Origin of the sequence: Massilia polaris, assembly GCF_012927275.1 — a bacterium.
In the GTDB taxonomy this organism is placed as follows: domain Bacteria; phylum Pseudomonadota; class Gammaproteobacteria; order Burkholderiales; family Burkholderiaceae_D; genus Telluria_A; species Telluria_A polaris.
This window is the reverse complement of the sequence record NZ_JABBGG010000020.1, coordinates 17,080-31,586: the sequence shown is the minus strand read 5'-3', so window position 1 is coordinate 31,586 and position 14,507 is coordinate 17,080. Positions and strand designations below refer to the sequence as shown.

Below are 14,507 nucleotides of genomic sequence, written 5' to 3'. Positions count from 1 at the left end.
GCGAAAGGCTGGTTAGCCTCCTGAATGACGAACGGCCCGATCGCAAATACGACCGGGCCGTCAAAGCGACACCGAAGCGCTACGCCGTTCGCGTCATTAAGAAATCACCTTAACTGAACGGCATTACCGCGCTCGGCCAACTTTTGCAGGGCGGACAAGCCGCGAGAAAAGGAGTATCCGCTTGCAAGCGGATACCGTTACGCAGGCGAAGCGCGGCGAGATTCGAAACCCCTGCTCCACCATCCGCCGAATCAGTCCTCAGGCGCCTGAATGTCGAGCTTTTGCATCTGGTAGCGCAACTGACGGAAGCTGATCCCCAGCAGTTGCGCCGCCTGGGTGCGGTTGAACTGGGTCTGCGCCAGCGCGCGCAGGATGATGTCGCGTTCGACCTGCTCAAGGTACTCCGGCAGGTTATTCGGAAGTGCATCCGGTGCCGGCGGTACCGCGGCCGGCGCAGGGCTGGCAACCGGCGCCGGAGGCTCGGCCGCCTGAGCCGCGGCCACCGGCGCCGACGATGGCTCCGCCAGCCGCGCGCTCTTGAGCGACAGGTCGCCCACTTCAATCACGCCGTCGTTGGCAAACGCCAGTGCGCGCTCGAGCACATTCTCCAGTTCCCGCACGTTACCCGGGAATGAATAGGCCGCCAGGGTTTCGAGCACTTGCGGACCAAGCGTGGCCTGGCCTGGACCGACCAGCCGGTCGAGCATCGCGTTAGCCAGCACGCCCAGGTCGTCGAGCCGTTCGCGCAGCGGCGGCAGCGACAGCTCGATTACGTTCAGGCGGTAGAACAGATCCTGCCTGAACTTGCCGGTTTCGACGCATTTGGCCAGGTCCTGGTGGGTGGCGCTGATCAGGCGCACGTCGACCGGCTCCTCGGCGGTCGCGCCGATCTTGCGCACGCGCCGTTCCTGGATCGCGCGCAGCAGCTTGACCTGCATCGCCAGCGGCAGGTCCGCCACTTCGTCCAGCATCAGGGTGCCGCCGTTCGCGGCCTGGAAAAAGCCGTCGCGGTCTTCGGCGGCGCCGGTAAACGCGCCCTTGCGGTAGCCGAAGAACTCCGCTTCCATCAGCGCCTCGGGGATCGCGCCGCAGTTGACGGCAATGAAAGGCTTGGCAGCGCGCGAGCTTTGCGCATGGATCTCGCGTGCGGCCAGTTCCTTGCCGCTGCCCGATTCGCCGGTGATCGAAATCGGCGCCATCGAACGGGCCAGCCGGCCGATCTGGGCGCGCAGCCCCTGCATTGCCGGCGACTCGCCGATCAGGCGCGAGGGCGCGCCGGCCGCGGGCCCTGGCTGCCCGGCCTGTCCCGTCGAGACGCGCAGCGCCGACTGCACCATGATGCGCAGCTGGTCGAGCGCCACCGGTTTGGTCACATAATCGAACGCGCCCGCCTTCAGCGCGACGACGGCGTTTTCGGCGCTGCCATATGCGGTGATGACCGCGATCGGCGTGCCCTTATATAGTGTGGTGACTTCGCGAACCAGTTCGATGCCCAGGCCGTCGGGCAGGCGCATGTCGGTGAGCACCAGCGCATATTCGCCTTTGGCCAGGAAGGCGCGCGCCTGGCCCAGCGTTTCGGCGCTGTCCACGTCCAGTCCCATTTTCAGGAGCGTTATCTCGAGTAGCTCGCGCAGGTCGGCTTCGTCGTCGACAACCAGGATACGGGGAGAACTCATTGCACTGCCTTTCTGGTACGGGACCGCATCACGCGCCCGGAGCGAACGTAATGACAAACCTGCCGCTGGCCTTCTGCTGGCCCGATGCGTTGGCGTCGAAGCGGTACTCGTAATCGAGCTTCGCTTCATTATTCAGGCATAACTCGCGCGCGAGATAGAGACCGAGGCCGGTGCCCTTGCTCGACGTCGTATAGAACGGCTCGAACAGGTGCGACCGGACTTCCGGCGTGATCGCCGGGCCGTCGTCCTGCACGTGCAGCTCTACCTGCCCGCCCGCCTCCACCACCCACAGGCGCATGCTGGCCGGCAGGCGGCTGGCGTAGCGGATCGCGTTGGTGAGCAGGTTGGTCACGACCTCGCGCAAGTGCAGCGCATCGAAGCGCACCGGCGCGCTGGCGCTGCTGCCGACCCAGACTATATCATCGGCCAGTCCATAGGTTTCCTGGAATTCCGCCTTCAGCTCGGACAGGAAAACGTCGAGGTAGAGCGGCTCGCCGTTGGGCTGCACCTTGCGCGACAGCTTGAGGATATCCTCGACCATGCGGTCGACGCGCGCCACGTTGTCGCCGACGATCTTCAGCAGGCGCGCATGGACGGGCGTTTGCAGGTCTTCGGCCAGCAGCGCGGTGGCGTGGCCGATCGCCGACAGCGGGTTGCGCACCTCGTGCGCGATGCTCGCGGTCAGGCGGCCCATCGAGGCCAGCTTGAGTTGCTGCGCCTGGTTTTCGATGGCAGTCACGTCATGCAGGAAGATCACGCAACGTTCGGCCGCGCCGGGCGGCGTGTCGACGCGCGCAAAGCGCAGCTTCAGGTGGGCTGACAGTTCGCGCCACCCGCTGAGGGTCAGCGTGCTGCCCGGTGCGGGCGCTTCGTTGTAGGGCTTGATCGTGACGAAAGCCGCATGCGGCTCGGCGCCCTGCACGTCTTCGGCCTGCTCTTGCCAGCCGACGAAGGCAAACGCCACCGGGGCCAGCGCCGGGATGTCGCCCAGTGCGAAATCGACTTCGCCGTCGGCCAGGCCGAGCATGGTGCGCGCCGCCGGGTTGCTGGCCAGGACGCGGCCATCGCGCCCCACCACCAGCACACCTTCCGCCACGTCGGCGATCACGATCTGGTTGATCGCCTGCTGCGTCTTCAGGTCGATGCCGCGTTCGGCCGCCAGTTCCTCCTGCCGGATCAGCTTCGCCGCCAGGCTGTTCACGGCCAGGACGATCGCGAAGAACGTCGCGCCATACAGGCCGGCCTGCATCACGCTGCCGCCAACCTGCTGGAACAGCAGCTGCCAGCTGGTTTCCGCCAGCAGGAACAAGGTGACCAGCGAAGCGGAGAACAGCGCCAGCACCAGTGGTGCGAGGATCGCGGCGCCGGCCAGCGGGAACAGATACAGGATCACCAGGCCGCTGCGCGCGCCGCCGCCGGCCAGGTACAGCATCGAGATGACGGCGATATCGACGGCGATCTGGCCCGACAGCTGCAGCAGGAAGCGATGGCGCCAGTAGTGGGTCAGCAGCGCGAAACCGATGGCCAGCATCAGGTAGGCGGCGCAGGTTTCGGCGTACAGGAATTTGCCGCTGTCGCTGACGCCGCGGCCGTTGAAGGTAAGGTAAATCAGCAGCACCAGCGCGATGACGACGCGCGTGATGTTCAGCGTCTGGAGGGAGCGCCAGAAGGTCGAGCGCGACTCGGCCGACAACGCATACCAGCGTCCCATCCGCGGCTACTGCGCCGGAAGGCGGACGTGGGCGGGGCTGCAGTAATCCAGCCCGTCCGCACGCACCGCTTCCGAAGCCGGGAAATGCACGCCGCAGTGGGCGCAGCGCGTCATCGACTCAACCTGCGCCGGCTCGCGCTCGGCGCGCGGGGCATCCGGCTCTTTCGGCGTCATCGCGCGCAGCTTGGCGCGGACGGCCATCACGATCAGGACAATTAAAGCAATCCAAAACAAAATACGGGTCATGCGATCCCTCGGTGCAAAACAACTTCAAGAACGAACCGGCTGCCGACATAGGCCAGCACCAGTGTCGCGAAACCGGCCAGCGTGAAGCGCAAGGCCGTCTTGCCGCGCCAGCCGCGCCAGCGCCGGCCGGCCAGCAAGGCCGCGAACAGCACCCACGACAGCAGCGCGAACACGCTCTTGTGATCCCACTTCAGCGCGATGCCGAACAGCTGCTCCGAAAACAGGATACCCGACAGCACGGTCAGGGTCAGCAGCACGAAGCCGATGCCGATCAGGCGGAACAGCAGCTTTTCCATCGTCAGCAGCGCCGGGAGCTGGTCGAGCGCGCTGGCGAACCAGCCGCTGCCTGCCGGCCGCGCATGCAGGCGCGACTCCTGCAGCGCCATCAGCACCGCATGGAAGGCGGCGATGGTCAGGGTGCTGTAGGCCAGGATGGCGACGGCGATATGCCAGCCGAAAGCGGGCGCGGCGTGATCGAGCTGGAACACGCTGCCGGGGAAGACGGCCGGCAGGACTGCGGCCAGAGTCGCGGACGGCATGACCAGCCGGCGCAGGCCATCGAGCGCGAAGTTGCGGTTTTCCAGCCAGTACACCATCACCGAGATCCACATCGCGGCGGAAATCATCGACGCGAAGCCGACGCGCAAGCTTCCGGGCGCCATCATGCCCTGCCACAAGGCAGCGCCATGCAACAGCCACGCGCCTGCGGTGACGCTGGAGATGAGCTTCCCCAGCCGGGTAGGAAGCACGGCGCACACGGCATACAGCAGCGCGGCGGCGAAAAGGAGGTAGGTCTGCATGCAGCCAAGTTTACACCATCGCGGCCCGCATAGCCGACCGAGGCCCATGATTACTCAGCAATATTTAATATGTACAAGATTCTAAAATCGGGGGACAGACCGGATCACGCTGACCACCGTGCTTTTGAAATGTTTCAAAAGCCTTCGCGGTCCGTCCCCGGGGACGGACCGGGTCACGATGACCCCGATTTTAGAATGTTGTGGGGCGTTAATCGACGGCGGCCATGCGCAGTTCGTCGGTGTGGTGGCGTTGTTGCTCTTCCATCACCAGCTGGCCGAGCTCGCGCTTGAGGGCGTTGAACCCGGGCGCCGACGGGTCGCGCGGTCGCGGCAATCTTACCGTGATGTCCCGTTTCACCGTGCCGGGACGGTAGGTCATCACCACGATCCGGTCGGCCAGGTAGATCGCTTCTTCAATGCTGTGCGTGACGAAGATGATAGTTTTCTTCAATTCGGCCCAGATGCGCAGCAGCTCGTCCTGCAGGTTGCGCCGGGTTAAAGCGTCGAGCGCGCCGAAGGGTTCGTCCATCAGCATGACCGGGGAGTCCAGCGCCAGCACCCGCGCAATCGCTACCCGTTGCCGCATGCCGCCCGACAGGTCCTTCGGGTAGCGCTTGCGGAAGTCCGATAGCGACAGCATTCCGAGCAGCTTGCCGACGGTCGCCTCGATCGCCCCCTTGTCCGTGCGCTTGATCCGCAGCCCGAACGCGACGTTTTCTTCGACTGTCATCCACGGGAACAGCGCGTACTCCTGGAAGACCATGCCGCGGTCCGGCCCCGGCCCCGTCACTTCCCCGCCATTGGCGACAATGCTGCCGCTGGTCGGCAGCGCGAAGCCGGCCACTGCGTTGAGCAGGGTCGATTTGCCGCAGCCCGATGGGCCCAGCAGGCAGGTGAACTGCCCGCTCGGGATCTCGAGGTCGATGTCCTTCAGCGCGATCAGTTCGCGCTCGCCGGTCCGGAATACCTTGTTGACCTCTTTAATGCAAATCGGTGATGCACTCATCTCAGTTCTCCAGGCCGCGGTGCCAGCGCAGCAGGTGGTTGTTCAGGCGGTTCATGCCGACGTCGATCGCCAGCCCAAGCAGGCCGATGGTGATCATCCCGGCCATGATTTTGTCGGACAGGAAGAACTCGCGCGCTTCGAGGATGCGGTACCCCAGCCCGTCGTTCACCGCAATCATCTCGGAGACGATGACGACGATGAACGCGGTGCCGATCCCGATCCGCACACCCGACAATATATAAGGCACGGCGGCCGGCAGGATCACGCGCACGAACATGGTGCTGCCGCCCGCCCCCAGGTTGCGCGCCGCGCGCAGGTAGATGCCGTCGACGTGGCGCACGCCGGCGATGGTATTCATCAGTACAGGAAAAAACGCGCCGAGCGCGATCAGGAAAACCGCCGGCGGGTCGCCCAGCCCGAACCACAGCATCGACAGCGGGATGTAGGCGATCGGCGGGATTGGCCGCAGTACTTGCAGCAGCGGATTGAACCACGCATAGACACGCGGGCTGGCGCCCATCGCCAGGCCAAGCGGCAGCGCCAGCCCCGCGCCGACGACGAAGCCGGCCACCACCCGGTACAGGCTGCCGAGAGAGTCGACCACCAGTTCGCCCGAAAGCGCCCACGCGAGCCAGCTTCCTTCAGTGTGCGGCTGCAGCGGCAACAGGTAGGCGATCCACTTCTCCGACACCGCCAGCGGCGAGGGCAGCACCTGCGGATTGACCCACCCCAGCATCGCCGCCGCCTGCCATATCGCTATCAGGATGGCCGGCGCCACCGCGCCGACCGCGATTTCCTTCACATGCCTGGTCTTCATGGCGTCTCCCGGTCTCGGCTACAGGACATTCAGGCTCTTTTTTGCAGCATCGAGCAGGTCGGTCCGGACCCAGTCCTTCGCAACGGGCGGCTTCGCCATGCGCCCGACACCGGTCCTGGCCATGGTGTCGGTCGTGATCTGGATGTGCTCGGGCGTGATGTCGTACGAGTACGGCGAGTTGCTGATCGCGTCCTCGAACACCTCCTGGATCGCGCCGCGCGTCACGCCGACCTTCTTGCCCTTCAAATCCTTGACGCCCTTGATGTTCAGCCCGGGCCGCGCCACCAGCCGGGCACCGCCCCTGGCGAATCCGGCGACCACGATCACCGGGGCGCCGCCGGCGCGGCCGGCAATCGCCGCCTCCGACGCGGTCGTGCCGATATCCAGTTCGCCGGCGATGATCGCCTGCATCACGTCCAGGCCTTTCGCGAACAGCCTCTCCTCGACCCGGATGCCGCATTTCGGCGCGATTTCCTTGATGTACGAGACGGCGCCATAGTGCGCAAACTTGAGATTGCCGAGGCGGATGGTTTCCTGTGCCTGGGCGGCGCCGGACATCATCACCGTCGCGATGGTGATGAGCTTGCAGAACGTTATTGCTTTCATCGATGTCTCCCCTGATATTCGGTGCAAATACGAAACTAACTGCTGGCCGGAAAGGCTATAAGGGGCGCCATCAAGTGTCAAACGACAACAGGCCGAAGTTTGCGATTGCTTAATAGCGGCGGGTTCGCGCATGCAGCGAGGGTAGGCTGGAGATGGCTGGCACATAGGGTAAAATGTTGGCGCAACCGGCTACGCGCCGGTATTTTTCGCTTTACGCCTCTAATTAGCCAGGTATCCCATGCTAGATAACTTAACCCAACGCCTTGCCAAGGTCGTCAAGACCATGCGCGGTGAGGCGCGTCTGACCGAATCGAACACCGCCGACATGCTGCGCGAAGTGCGCCTTGCGCTGCTCGAAGCCGACGTGGCGCTGCCAGCGGTGCGCGAATTTATCGCCCGCGTGAAGGAAAAGGCGCTGGGCGAAGAAGTGATCGCCTCGCTGTCGCCAGGCCAGGCCCTGGTCGGCGTGGTCCAGCGCGAGCTGGCCGCCCTGATGGGCGCCGACCTCGGCCCGGAGGCGTCGCAACTGAGTTTCGCGCAGCAGCCGCCGGCGATCATCCTGATGGCCGGCCTGCAGGGTGTGGGTAAAACCACCACCGTCGGCAAGCTCGCCAAGTACCTGCGCGAGCAGAAGAAGAAAAAAGTGCTGACCGTATCCGTCGACGTGTACCGTCCGGCCGCGATCGCGCAGCTCGAAACGATTACCAAACAAGTCGGCGCGGACTTCTTCCCGTCGACCAGCGCCGACAAGCCGGTCGACATCGCGCTGGCCGCGCTGGACTGGGCGCGCAAGCACTATCACGACGTGGTCATTATCGACACCGCCGGCCGCCTCGGTATCGACGAAGCGATGATGCAGGAAATTACCGCGGTCCACAAAGCGGTCAAGCCGATCGAGACCCTGTTCGTGGTCGATGCGATGCTCGGCCAGGATGCGATCAACACGGCCAAGGCGTTCAACGACGCGCTGCCGCTGACCGGTATCGTGCTGACCAAGCTTGACGGCGATTCGCGCGGCGGTGCTGCACTGTCCGTGCGCCACATCACCGGCAAGCCGATCAAGTTTGCCGGCGTGTCCGAAAAACTGGATGGCCTCGAAGCCTTCGATGCGCAGCGCATGGCCAACCGCGTGCTGGGCATGGGCGACATCCTGGCGCTGGTTGAAGAAGCGCGCAAGGGCGTCGACTCGAAAGCGGCGGCGGACCTGGCCAACAAGATCAAGGTTGGCGGCCGCTTCGACATGAACGACTTCAAGTCGCAGCTCGGGCAGATGAAGAAGATGGGCGGCATGGCCTCGCTGGTCGACAAGCTGCCGGCCCAGTTCCAGCAGGCTGCCGGCGGCGCCAACATGGACCAGGCCGACCGCCAGGTGCGCCGCATGGTCGGCATCATCGACTCGATGACGCCGCAGGAACGCGCCAAGCCGGAGCTGATCAAGGCCACGCGCAAGCGCCGCATCGCGGCCGGCGCCGGCGTTCAGGTGCAGGAAGTGAACCGCATGCTGGCGCAGTACGACCAGATGCAAACCATGATGAAGAAGCTCAAGGGCGGCGGCATGATGAAGATGATGCGCTCGATGAAGGGCATGATGCCGGGCGGGATGCGCTAAGCAAAAGGGGGGGCAAGTCCCCCCTTGCAGGGTCGGTACGGGGCAAAAAATGGCGTTCTCCCTATGAAAACGGCCAAAATTTTCGAAAAACACTTGCAACAACAGTAAAACCCCACCAATATAGGCCGGTGCGTTCAATTGCGCAATTTCCCCATGTGTTCGTTTAGGAGGCTCGAAGATGGCAACAGCCAAAAAATCCCCAGCAGCGCCAGCAAAAAAAGCAGCGGCAAAGCCAGCTGCCAAGAAGGCCGCTCCAGCAAAAGCTGCAGCAGAAAAGAAACCAGCAGCTCCACGCAAGCCTAACGCAGCCTTCATGAAGGCGATGACGCCGTCGGATGTACTGGCACAAGTTGTTGGCTCGACCCCGCTGCCACGCACGGAAGTGACCAAGAAGGTCTGGGACTACATCAAGAAGCTGGACCTGCAAGACGCAGCGAACCGCCGCATGATCAACGCAGACGACAAGCTGAAAGCTGTCTTCGGCGGCAAAGCTCAGGTATCGATGTTCGAAATGACCAAGCTCATTTCCGACCACCTGAAATAATAAGAACTAGCTGTCCAAGCAAATAGAAAAAGGCCCCGGTTGCAGAACCGGGGCCTTTTTGTTTGGCTATGTCACCGTTAAATGTGGAATGCGCTTCCACTACCAACGCTTCATTCCCGCGCATGCGGGAACCCATACTGACGACGCGTCGGGGGAACGACGGGCGACGTATTAAAACCCGAACGAGGCCTTCATCAGATGGAACACCCTGGTGTTCTCCATCGTCCCCTTGAACACTTCCGAGCCCGCCCCCGTCGCGAACAGCTTCACATCGCCGCCGCCGTGCGTCTCCGTGCTCAGTCGCACACCGGTCTCCTGCTGATAATTGTCCGCCAGCGCCGCTTCACTGGTCACATCCACCCGCTCGCCCTTGCGGTTCGGCCCATTCCCGAACACCAGCGTCGTGTAAGTCTTGCCGTCGGCGTCGCGCGCCGGCTGGCCGTCGTGGTAGCTGCGCACGATGTCGAGGATCGGATTGCCGCGCTTCGCGTAGCCATTGAACGTCAGCGTGTGGTCATGGTCCGCCGTCACCACGATCAGCGTGTTCTTCAGCCCCGGATCGATCGCGCGCATCTTGTCCACCGCCACCTGCACCGCATCGTCCATCGCCACCGCATCGACCAGCGCATTCTTGGCATTCGATCCGTGCAGCGCGTGGTCGATCTTGCCGCCTTCGACCATCAGGAAGAATCCGTCCGGATCATGCGCCAGCAGGTCGATCGCCTTGCGCGTCATCTCGGACAGGCTTGGCTGCTCGGGACGGCGAGTCAGTTCGAAGTCCAGATGCGTATCGGGGCTGTAGATGCCGACGAACTTGCGCGCCAGCGGCGCCGCCAGCATGCCGTTGCGGTCCAGCGCCACCGTGTACCCGCGCGCGGCGAATTCCGCCATCATGTCGCGTCCGTCGGCGCGCCCTTTCCGGTTGCGCTCCTTGTCGTACGGCGTGAAGTGGTTGCGCCCTCCTCCCATCAGCACGTCGACGCCGTCCTTCAGCGCGGTGTTGTATCCCGCCCCGCCCGGCACGACCTGCGCCGCGATCGAATACGCCGCATCGCGATCGCACACATGCGAGAAGGTCGATGCAGGCGTTGCGTGCGTCAGCTCGGTCGTCGTGATCGATCCGACCGCCTTGCCCTTGGCCTTGGCCAGCTCCAGGATGGTCGGCGCGGCACGGCCGTTGCCGTCGCCGCAGCGGTCGATGGTGGCGTTGCCGTTAGCGTCCTTGGCGGGCGACACCGGCTTCGCGTCGGCCATCGAGATGACGTCGTTGTTGATCTTAATGCCGGTCATGTACGAGCCCATCGACGGTGCGCTGTCGGTGGTCTGGGCGTCGTTCGAGTAGGTCTTGATGCGCGCCGTGCGTTCGAACCTCTCGAAATTGAGCAGGCCTTCTTCCTTGTACTTGAAGATGCGCGCGGCGGTGATGGTGGTCGGGCCCATGCCGTCGCCGAGGAAGAAGATAATGTTCTTCGCAGGGCCAGCGGCAAACGCCGGGACAGCGCTTGCGCACGATGCGGCCAGCAGCAGCGCGAGGATTCGGTTTGGTTTCATCGTTGAGTCCTGTTTGATTGCGCCGCGGCTTACCAGCCGGCTGCCGCCTTGATGACGTTGAATACGTGCGTGTTGTCGATGGTGCCGTGGAAGCGCTCCGCGCCCGCGCCGATCGCGCCGAGATAGACGTCGGTGCCGCCGTGGGTCTCATTGCCCGGCTCCATGCGCACCACCGCTTCCTGGTGGTAGTCGTCCGCGCTCACGATCTCGTCGGTCAGCGCGGTTGGCGATGCACGGCTTCCCTTCACGCGGTTCTCGCCGGTGCCAAAACCGATGATGGTGACTGGCGCGCCATCGAGGTCGCGGCGCGGCTTGCCGTCGGCGACCTGCTTGATCAGGCCAAGCACGCCGGGCTGCGCAGCCGTCGTCGGGCCGGTGCGCTTTGCGTAGCCGTTCAGCAGCAGCGTGTGGTCATGGTCGGCGGTCGCCACGATCAAGGTGTTTTTCAGGCCCGGATCGATTGCCTGCATCTGCGCGATTGCGGCCTTGAGCGTCTGGTCGAACGCCACCGTTTCCTGCAGCGCGCGCTTGGCGTTGGTCGAGTGCAGCGCGAGGTCAATCAGACCGCCTTCAACCATCAGGAAGAATCCGTTCGGGTTCTTCGATAACATGCCGATTGCCTTCGAGGTCATCTCGGCCAGGCTCGGTTCCTTTGCAGCGTCGCGTACGGCGCTAAAGCTCATGTCCGAGCGTGCGAACAGGCCAATGACCGGCTGGACCGTGCGCTCGTCGAGCGCCTTCAACTCCGCCGTGTTGGTTGGCGTGCGGTAGCCCTTCGCACGTAGTTCGGCCAGCAGGTTGCGGCCGTCGCTGCGCGTGACGAAGGCGTCGACGCCGCCGCCGAATACGACATCAAGTCCGTTCATGCCAAGCGCCGCGTTGTAGCCGACGCCGCCCGGCACGAGGGACGCCGCGATCTCACTTTCAAGTTGGCGCTTAGGAACGTGGGCGTAGGTGGCGGCCGGCGTTGCGTCGGTGACGCGCGTGGTGGTAACCACGCCTGCCGCCATGCCGCGCTGCTTGGCCATTTCAGCCAGCGTGACTGCCGCAGATCCGCCACCCATCGAGATGACGCCGTTGTTCGCCTTCACACCAGTCATGTATGCCGTCATCGAGGCCGCGCTGTCGGTGACCTGCGCGTCGTTCGAGAAGGTCTTCACGAATGCCGATTCCGGCAGCGTATCGAGGGCCAGTTGCCCATCCTCGCCAACCGCGTAGATGCGCGCCGCCGTCAGCGTGTTGATGCCCATGCCGTCGCCGAGGAAGAAGATGATGTTCTTCGGGCGGGCAGCAGCGGTTTGCTGTGGGGCCGTGGCGCATCCGGCCAGGGTCGCCAGCAACGCGGCGGCCGCAACAAGGTGAAGTCGCATGTTGTGCCTTATTCTTGTTGAGTTATTCGTGGAATTCCCACTTCTTCCATGCGCCCAGCACCGCGTTCGGATACTTGGGCCGCCCGCGGCTGCCGTTGTAGCGTCCGAGCGCCAGGTACAGGTTGCCCTTCTCCATATCGATATACATCCGCAGGATCGAGCAGCCGTAGCGCAGGTTGGTCTGCATGTGGAATAGTTTGCTGCGGTCGTTGTCGCCGATGACTTTGGCCCAGAACGGCATCACCTGCATGTAGCCGCGCGCGCCGACCATCGACACCGCGTACTTGCGGTAGGCCGATTCGACCTGGATCAGCCCGAGGACCAGGCCAGGGTCGAGCCCCGCCCGGCTTGACTCGTACCAGGCCGCTTCGAGGAATTCGGTGCGCGACAGGTCATCGGGGATCTTGCGCTTGAGGCGATCGGACATCTGCGCCAGCCAGCGCTGGTAGCGCTGGCGCGAGGCATCATCGCGGAACACGGGCTTTGGCGGCCGCGCGTCCTTGATGGCGTTGGCCAGCGCCAGCCGAACCGAGTCGGCCATCGCTTCTTCCTTCTGGTTGCCGGCCCGCGCCCCATTGGCGCAGGCGAGCAGCACCACCAGCGCGATGCCGGCGATGCGCCTCACGCTTGCCCTGCTGCTCTTCACTGGGCGAGTTTGCCCTTGATGAAGTCCACCATGCCGGCGACCGGCACTGCGGTCGCTTCGGTATCGCGGCGGCCCTGGTATTCCAGGTTGCCTTCCTTCAGGCCACGCTCGCCGACCACGACGCGATACGGCACGCCGATCAGTTCCCAGTCGGCGAACATCGCGCCCGGACGCAGGCCGCGGTCGTCGATGATGACGTCGACGCCCGCTTCCACCAGCGATGCGTACAGCTTGTCGGTTTCTTCCCTGACCATCTCGCTGCGGTCGTAGTTCATCGGGCACAGGACCAGTTCGAACGGCGCGATCGAGGTCGGCCAGATAATGCCCTTGTCGTCGAAGTTCTGCTCGATGGCCGCGCCCAGGATGCGGGTCACGCCGATGCCGTAGCAGCCCATCTGCAGCGGTGCAGGCTTGCCGTTTTCGTCGAGGAAGCTGGCCTTCATCGCCTCCGAGTAGGCGGTACCGAGCTGGAACACGTGGCCAACTTCGATGCCGCGCTCGATCGCCAGCACGCCTTTGCCGTCGGGCGAAGCGTCGCCCTCGACGACATTGCGCAGGTCGGCCACTTCCGGTTCGGCCGCGTCGCGGCCCCAGTTCGCGCCGGTGAGGTGGAAGCCCTCTTCGTTTGCGCCGCAGACATAGTCGGTCATGTTGGCGACAGTGCGGTCAGCGACAACACGCACCGGCTGCCGGGCGCCGATCGGGCCGAGGTAGCCAGGGATGGTGCCGTAGGCTTCGCGGATTTCGTCTTCGGTGGCGAAACGGTGGTTCGACAGGCCCGGCACTTTGCCGACCTTGATCTCGTTCAGCTCATGGTCGCCGCGCAGCAGCAGCAGCCAGTTCTCTTTCGTCACTTTGCCTTCGAGCTCGCGCTCGACGGTCAGCGCGATCGACTTGACGGTCTGCTTCAGGTCGATCTTGAGCAGCTCGGCCACGGTTTCGCACTTGGTGGTGCCCGGGGTCGCTACCTTGACCAGGTCCTGCTTCGCGCCCGCGCGTTCGGCCGCCAGCGGCATCGCTTCGGCCGCTTCCATGTTGGCCGCGTAATCGGAGGTCGGGCAGTAGACGATCGCGTCTTCACCGGTGCTGGCGATGACGTGGAATTCGTGCGAACCGGTGCCGCCGATGGCGCCGTTGTCGGCCGCCACCGCGCGGAACTTCAGGCCGAAGCGGGTGAAGATGGCGGTGTACGCGTCGAACATGACCTTGTACGAAGCCTGCATGCCGGCCAGGTCGCGGTCGAACGAATACGCGTCCTTCATCGTGAATTCACGGCCGCGCATCAGGCCGAAGCGCGGACGGCGCTCGTCGCGGAACTTGGTCTGGATATGGTAGAAGTTCAGCGGCAGCTGGCGGTACGACTTGATCTCGCCGCGCACCACGTCGGTGATGACTTCTTCCGAGGTAGGCTGGATCGCGAATTCGCGGCCGTGGCGGTCTTTCACGCGCATCAGTTCCGGGCCCATTTTCTCCCAGCGGCCGGTCTCCTGCCACAGTTCGGCTGGCTGGACGAGCGGCATCAGCAGCTCGATGGCGCCGGCCTTGTTCATTTCTTCCCGGATAATCGCTTCGACCTTGCGGATCACGCGCAGACCGGTCGGCATATAGGTATAGATGCCGGAACCAAGTCGTTTGATCATTCCGGCGCGCATCATCAGCTGGTGACTGACGATTTCGGCGTCGGAAGGCGCATCTTTAAGAGTTGAAATAAAAAAACGGGAGGCACGCATATGGATGAATTCTTTTTAAAAAGAGAGAGTTATAATCAACCTAATTTTAAAGGATTAGCTGGCCGATGCGACCATTCTTTATACAAACAGGCCCTTTCAATGTGGGATCCGCCGTTTTCGCGCTGCGAAAGCCTGGCGGGTGCCCGGATATGAGGGTGAAAATGTAAGAAGGCGCCCGGCCGCAGAAAGTATCGA

At 63.8% G+C, this 14,507-nt stretch carries 13 protein-coding genes; 2 read left to right on the top strand and 11 right to left on the bottom strand.

Annotated elements, in window-relative coordinates:
* Nucleotides 1–251: 251 nt before the first annotated feature.
* From HHL21_RS21145 to HHL21_RS21115, 7 genes are all read right to left on the bottom strand, one after another.
* A complete protein-coding gene (locus tag HHL21_RS21145; protein ID WP_169469624.1) occupies nucleotides 252–1,676 on the bottom strand; it encodes a sigma-54-dependent transcriptional regulator in 1,425 nt (474 codons plus the stop codon).
* Between the two features lie 28 nt (nucleotides 1,677–1,704).
* Nucleotides 1,705–3,387, bottom strand: coding sequence for a sensor histidine kinase (locus tag HHL21_RS21140; protein WP_169469622.1), 1,683 nt, complete (start codon nucleotides 3,385–3,387; stop codon nucleotides 1,705–1,707).
* Between the two features lie 6 nt (nucleotides 3,388–3,393).
* On the bottom strand, nucleotides 3,394–3,633 hold the full coding sequence (locus HHL21_RS21135) for a PP0621 family protein (RefSeq protein ID WP_169469620.1): 240 nt from the start codon (nucleotides 3,631–3,633) through the stop codon (nucleotides 3,394–3,396).
* Complete coding sequence (locus tag HHL21_RS21130) at nucleotides 3,630–4,433, bottom strand: cytochrome C assembly family protein (RefSeq protein WP_169469618.1); 804 nt, start codon at nucleotides 4,431–4,433, stop codon at nucleotides 3,630–3,632. The genes HHL21_RS21135 and HHL21_RS21130 overlap by 4 nt, the downstream gene beginning before the upstream one ends.
* A 208-nt stretch (nucleotides 4,434–4,641) precedes the next feature.
* Nucleotides 4,642–5,439: an ABC transporter ATP-binding protein gene (locus tag HHL21_RS21125; RefSeq protein WP_169469609.1), complete on the bottom strand. Its 798-nt coding sequence runs from the start codon at nucleotides 5,437–5,439 to the stop codon at nucleotides 4,642–4,644.
* A gap of 1 nt (nucleotide 5,440) precedes the next feature.
* Entirely contained in the window at nucleotides 5,441–6,256 is an 816-nt protein-coding gene (locus HHL21_RS21120) for an ABC transporter permease (protein WP_169469607.1), read from the bottom strand.
* Between the two features lie 18 nt (nucleotides 6,257–6,274).
* Nucleotides 6,275–6,862, bottom strand: a complete 588-nt coding sequence (locus tag HHL21_RS21115; RefSeq protein WP_169469605.1) for an ABC transporter substrate-binding protein — start codon at nucleotides 6,860–6,862, stop codon at nucleotides 6,275–6,277.
* Nucleotides 6,863–7,100: 238 nt separating this feature from the next.
* Between HHL21_RS21115 and ffh the strand changes: the two genes are divergently transcribed.
* Entirely contained in the window at nucleotides 7,101–8,471 is a 1,371-nt protein-coding gene (ffh, locus tag HHL21_RS21110) for a signal recognition particle protein (RefSeq protein ID WP_169469603.1), read from the top strand.
* A gap of 178 nt (nucleotides 8,472–8,649) precedes the next feature.
* Nucleotides 8,650–9,015, top strand: coding sequence for an SWIB/MDM2 domain-containing protein (locus tag HHL21_RS21105; protein WP_169469601.1), 366 nt, complete (start codon nucleotides 8,650–8,652; stop codon nucleotides 9,013–9,015).
* Between the two features lie 171 nt (nucleotides 9,016–9,186).
* Here HHL21_RS21105 and HHL21_RS21100 read toward each other — a convergent pair whose 3' ends face one another.
* The 4 genes from HHL21_RS21100 to HHL21_RS21085 form a co-directional block, all read right to left on the bottom strand.
* Nucleotides 9,187–10,566, bottom strand: a complete 1,380-nt coding sequence (locus tag HHL21_RS21100; protein WP_169469599.1) for an alkaline phosphatase — start codon at nucleotides 10,564–10,566, stop codon at nucleotides 9,187–9,189.
* A gap of 29 nt (nucleotides 10,567–10,595) precedes the next feature.
* Nucleotides 10,596–11,936, bottom strand: a complete 1,341-nt coding sequence (locus HHL21_RS21095) for an alkaline phosphatase (protein ID WP_169469597.1) — start codon at nucleotides 11,934–11,936, stop codon at nucleotides 10,596–10,598.
* A 22-nt stretch (nucleotides 11,937–11,958) separates the two neighbouring features.
* Nucleotides 11,959–12,477 (bottom strand): lytic transglycosylase domain-containing protein, encoded by a 519-nt coding sequence (locus HHL21_RS21090; protein WP_169469630.1) that lies wholly within the window; start codon nucleotides 12,475–12,477, stop codon nucleotides 11,959–11,961.
* Nucleotides 12,478–12,578: 101 nt separating this feature from the next.
* Entirely contained in the window at nucleotides 12,579–14,312 is a 1,734-nt protein-coding gene (locus HHL21_RS21085) for a proline--tRNA ligase (RefSeq protein WP_169469595.1), read from the bottom strand.
* Nucleotides 14,313–14,507: the final 195 nt, after the last annotated feature.

What these genes read in the sequence shown, in the direction of transcription:
- HHL21_RS21145 (WP_169469624.1), bottom strand. Translation starts at nt 1,676, where the DNA reads ATGAGTTCTCCCCGTATCCTGGTTGTCGACGACGAAGCCGACCTGCGC.
- HHL21_RS21140 (WP_169469622.1), bottom strand. Translation starts at nt 3,387, where the DNA reads ATGGGACGCTGGTATGCGTTGTCGGCCGAGTCGCGCTCGACCTTCTGG.
- HHL21_RS21135 (WP_169469620.1), bottom strand. Translation starts at nt 3,633, where the DNA reads ATGACCCGTATTTTGTTTTGGATTGCTTTAATTGTCCTGATCGTGATG.
- HHL21_RS21130 (WP_169469618.1), bottom strand. Translation starts at nt 4,433, where the DNA reads ATGCAGACCTACCTCCTTTTCGCCGCCGCGCTGCTGTATGCCGTGTGC.
- HHL21_RS21125 (WP_169469609.1), bottom strand. Translation starts at nt 5,439, where the DNA reads ATGAGTGCATCACCGATTTGCATTAAAGAGGTCAACAAGGTATTCCGG.
- HHL21_RS21120 (WP_169469607.1), bottom strand. Translation starts at nt 6,256, where the DNA reads ATGAAGACCAGGCATGTGAAGGAAATCGCGGTCGGCGCGGTGGCGCCG.
- HHL21_RS21115 (WP_169469605.1), bottom strand. Translation starts at nt 6,862, where the DNA reads ATGAAAGCAATAACGTTCTGCAAGCTCATCACCATCGCGACGGTGATG.
- ffh (WP_169469603.1), top strand. Translation starts at nt 7,101, where the DNA reads ATGCTAGATAACTTAACCCAACGCCTTGCCAAGGTCGTCAAGACCATG.
- HHL21_RS21105 (WP_169469601.1), top strand. Translation starts at nt 8,650, where the DNA reads ATGGCAACAGCCAAAAAATCCCCAGCAGCGCCAGCAAAAAAAGCAGCG.
- HHL21_RS21100 (WP_169469599.1), bottom strand. Translation starts at nt 10,566, where the DNA reads ATGAAACCAAACCGAATCCTCGCGCTGCTGCTGGCCGCATCGTGCGCA.
- HHL21_RS21095 (WP_169469597.1), bottom strand. Translation starts at nt 11,936, where the DNA reads ATGCGACTTCACCTTGTTGCGGCCGCCGCGTTGCTGGCGACCCTGGCC.
- HHL21_RS21090 (WP_169469630.1), bottom strand. Translation starts at nt 12,477, where the DNA reads ATGGCCGACTCGGTTCGGCTGGCGCTGGCCAACGCCATCAAGGACGCG.
- HHL21_RS21085 (WP_169469595.1), bottom strand. Translation starts at nt 14,312, where the DNA reads ATGCGTGCCTCCCGTTTTTTTATTTCAACTCTTAAAGATGCGCCTTCC.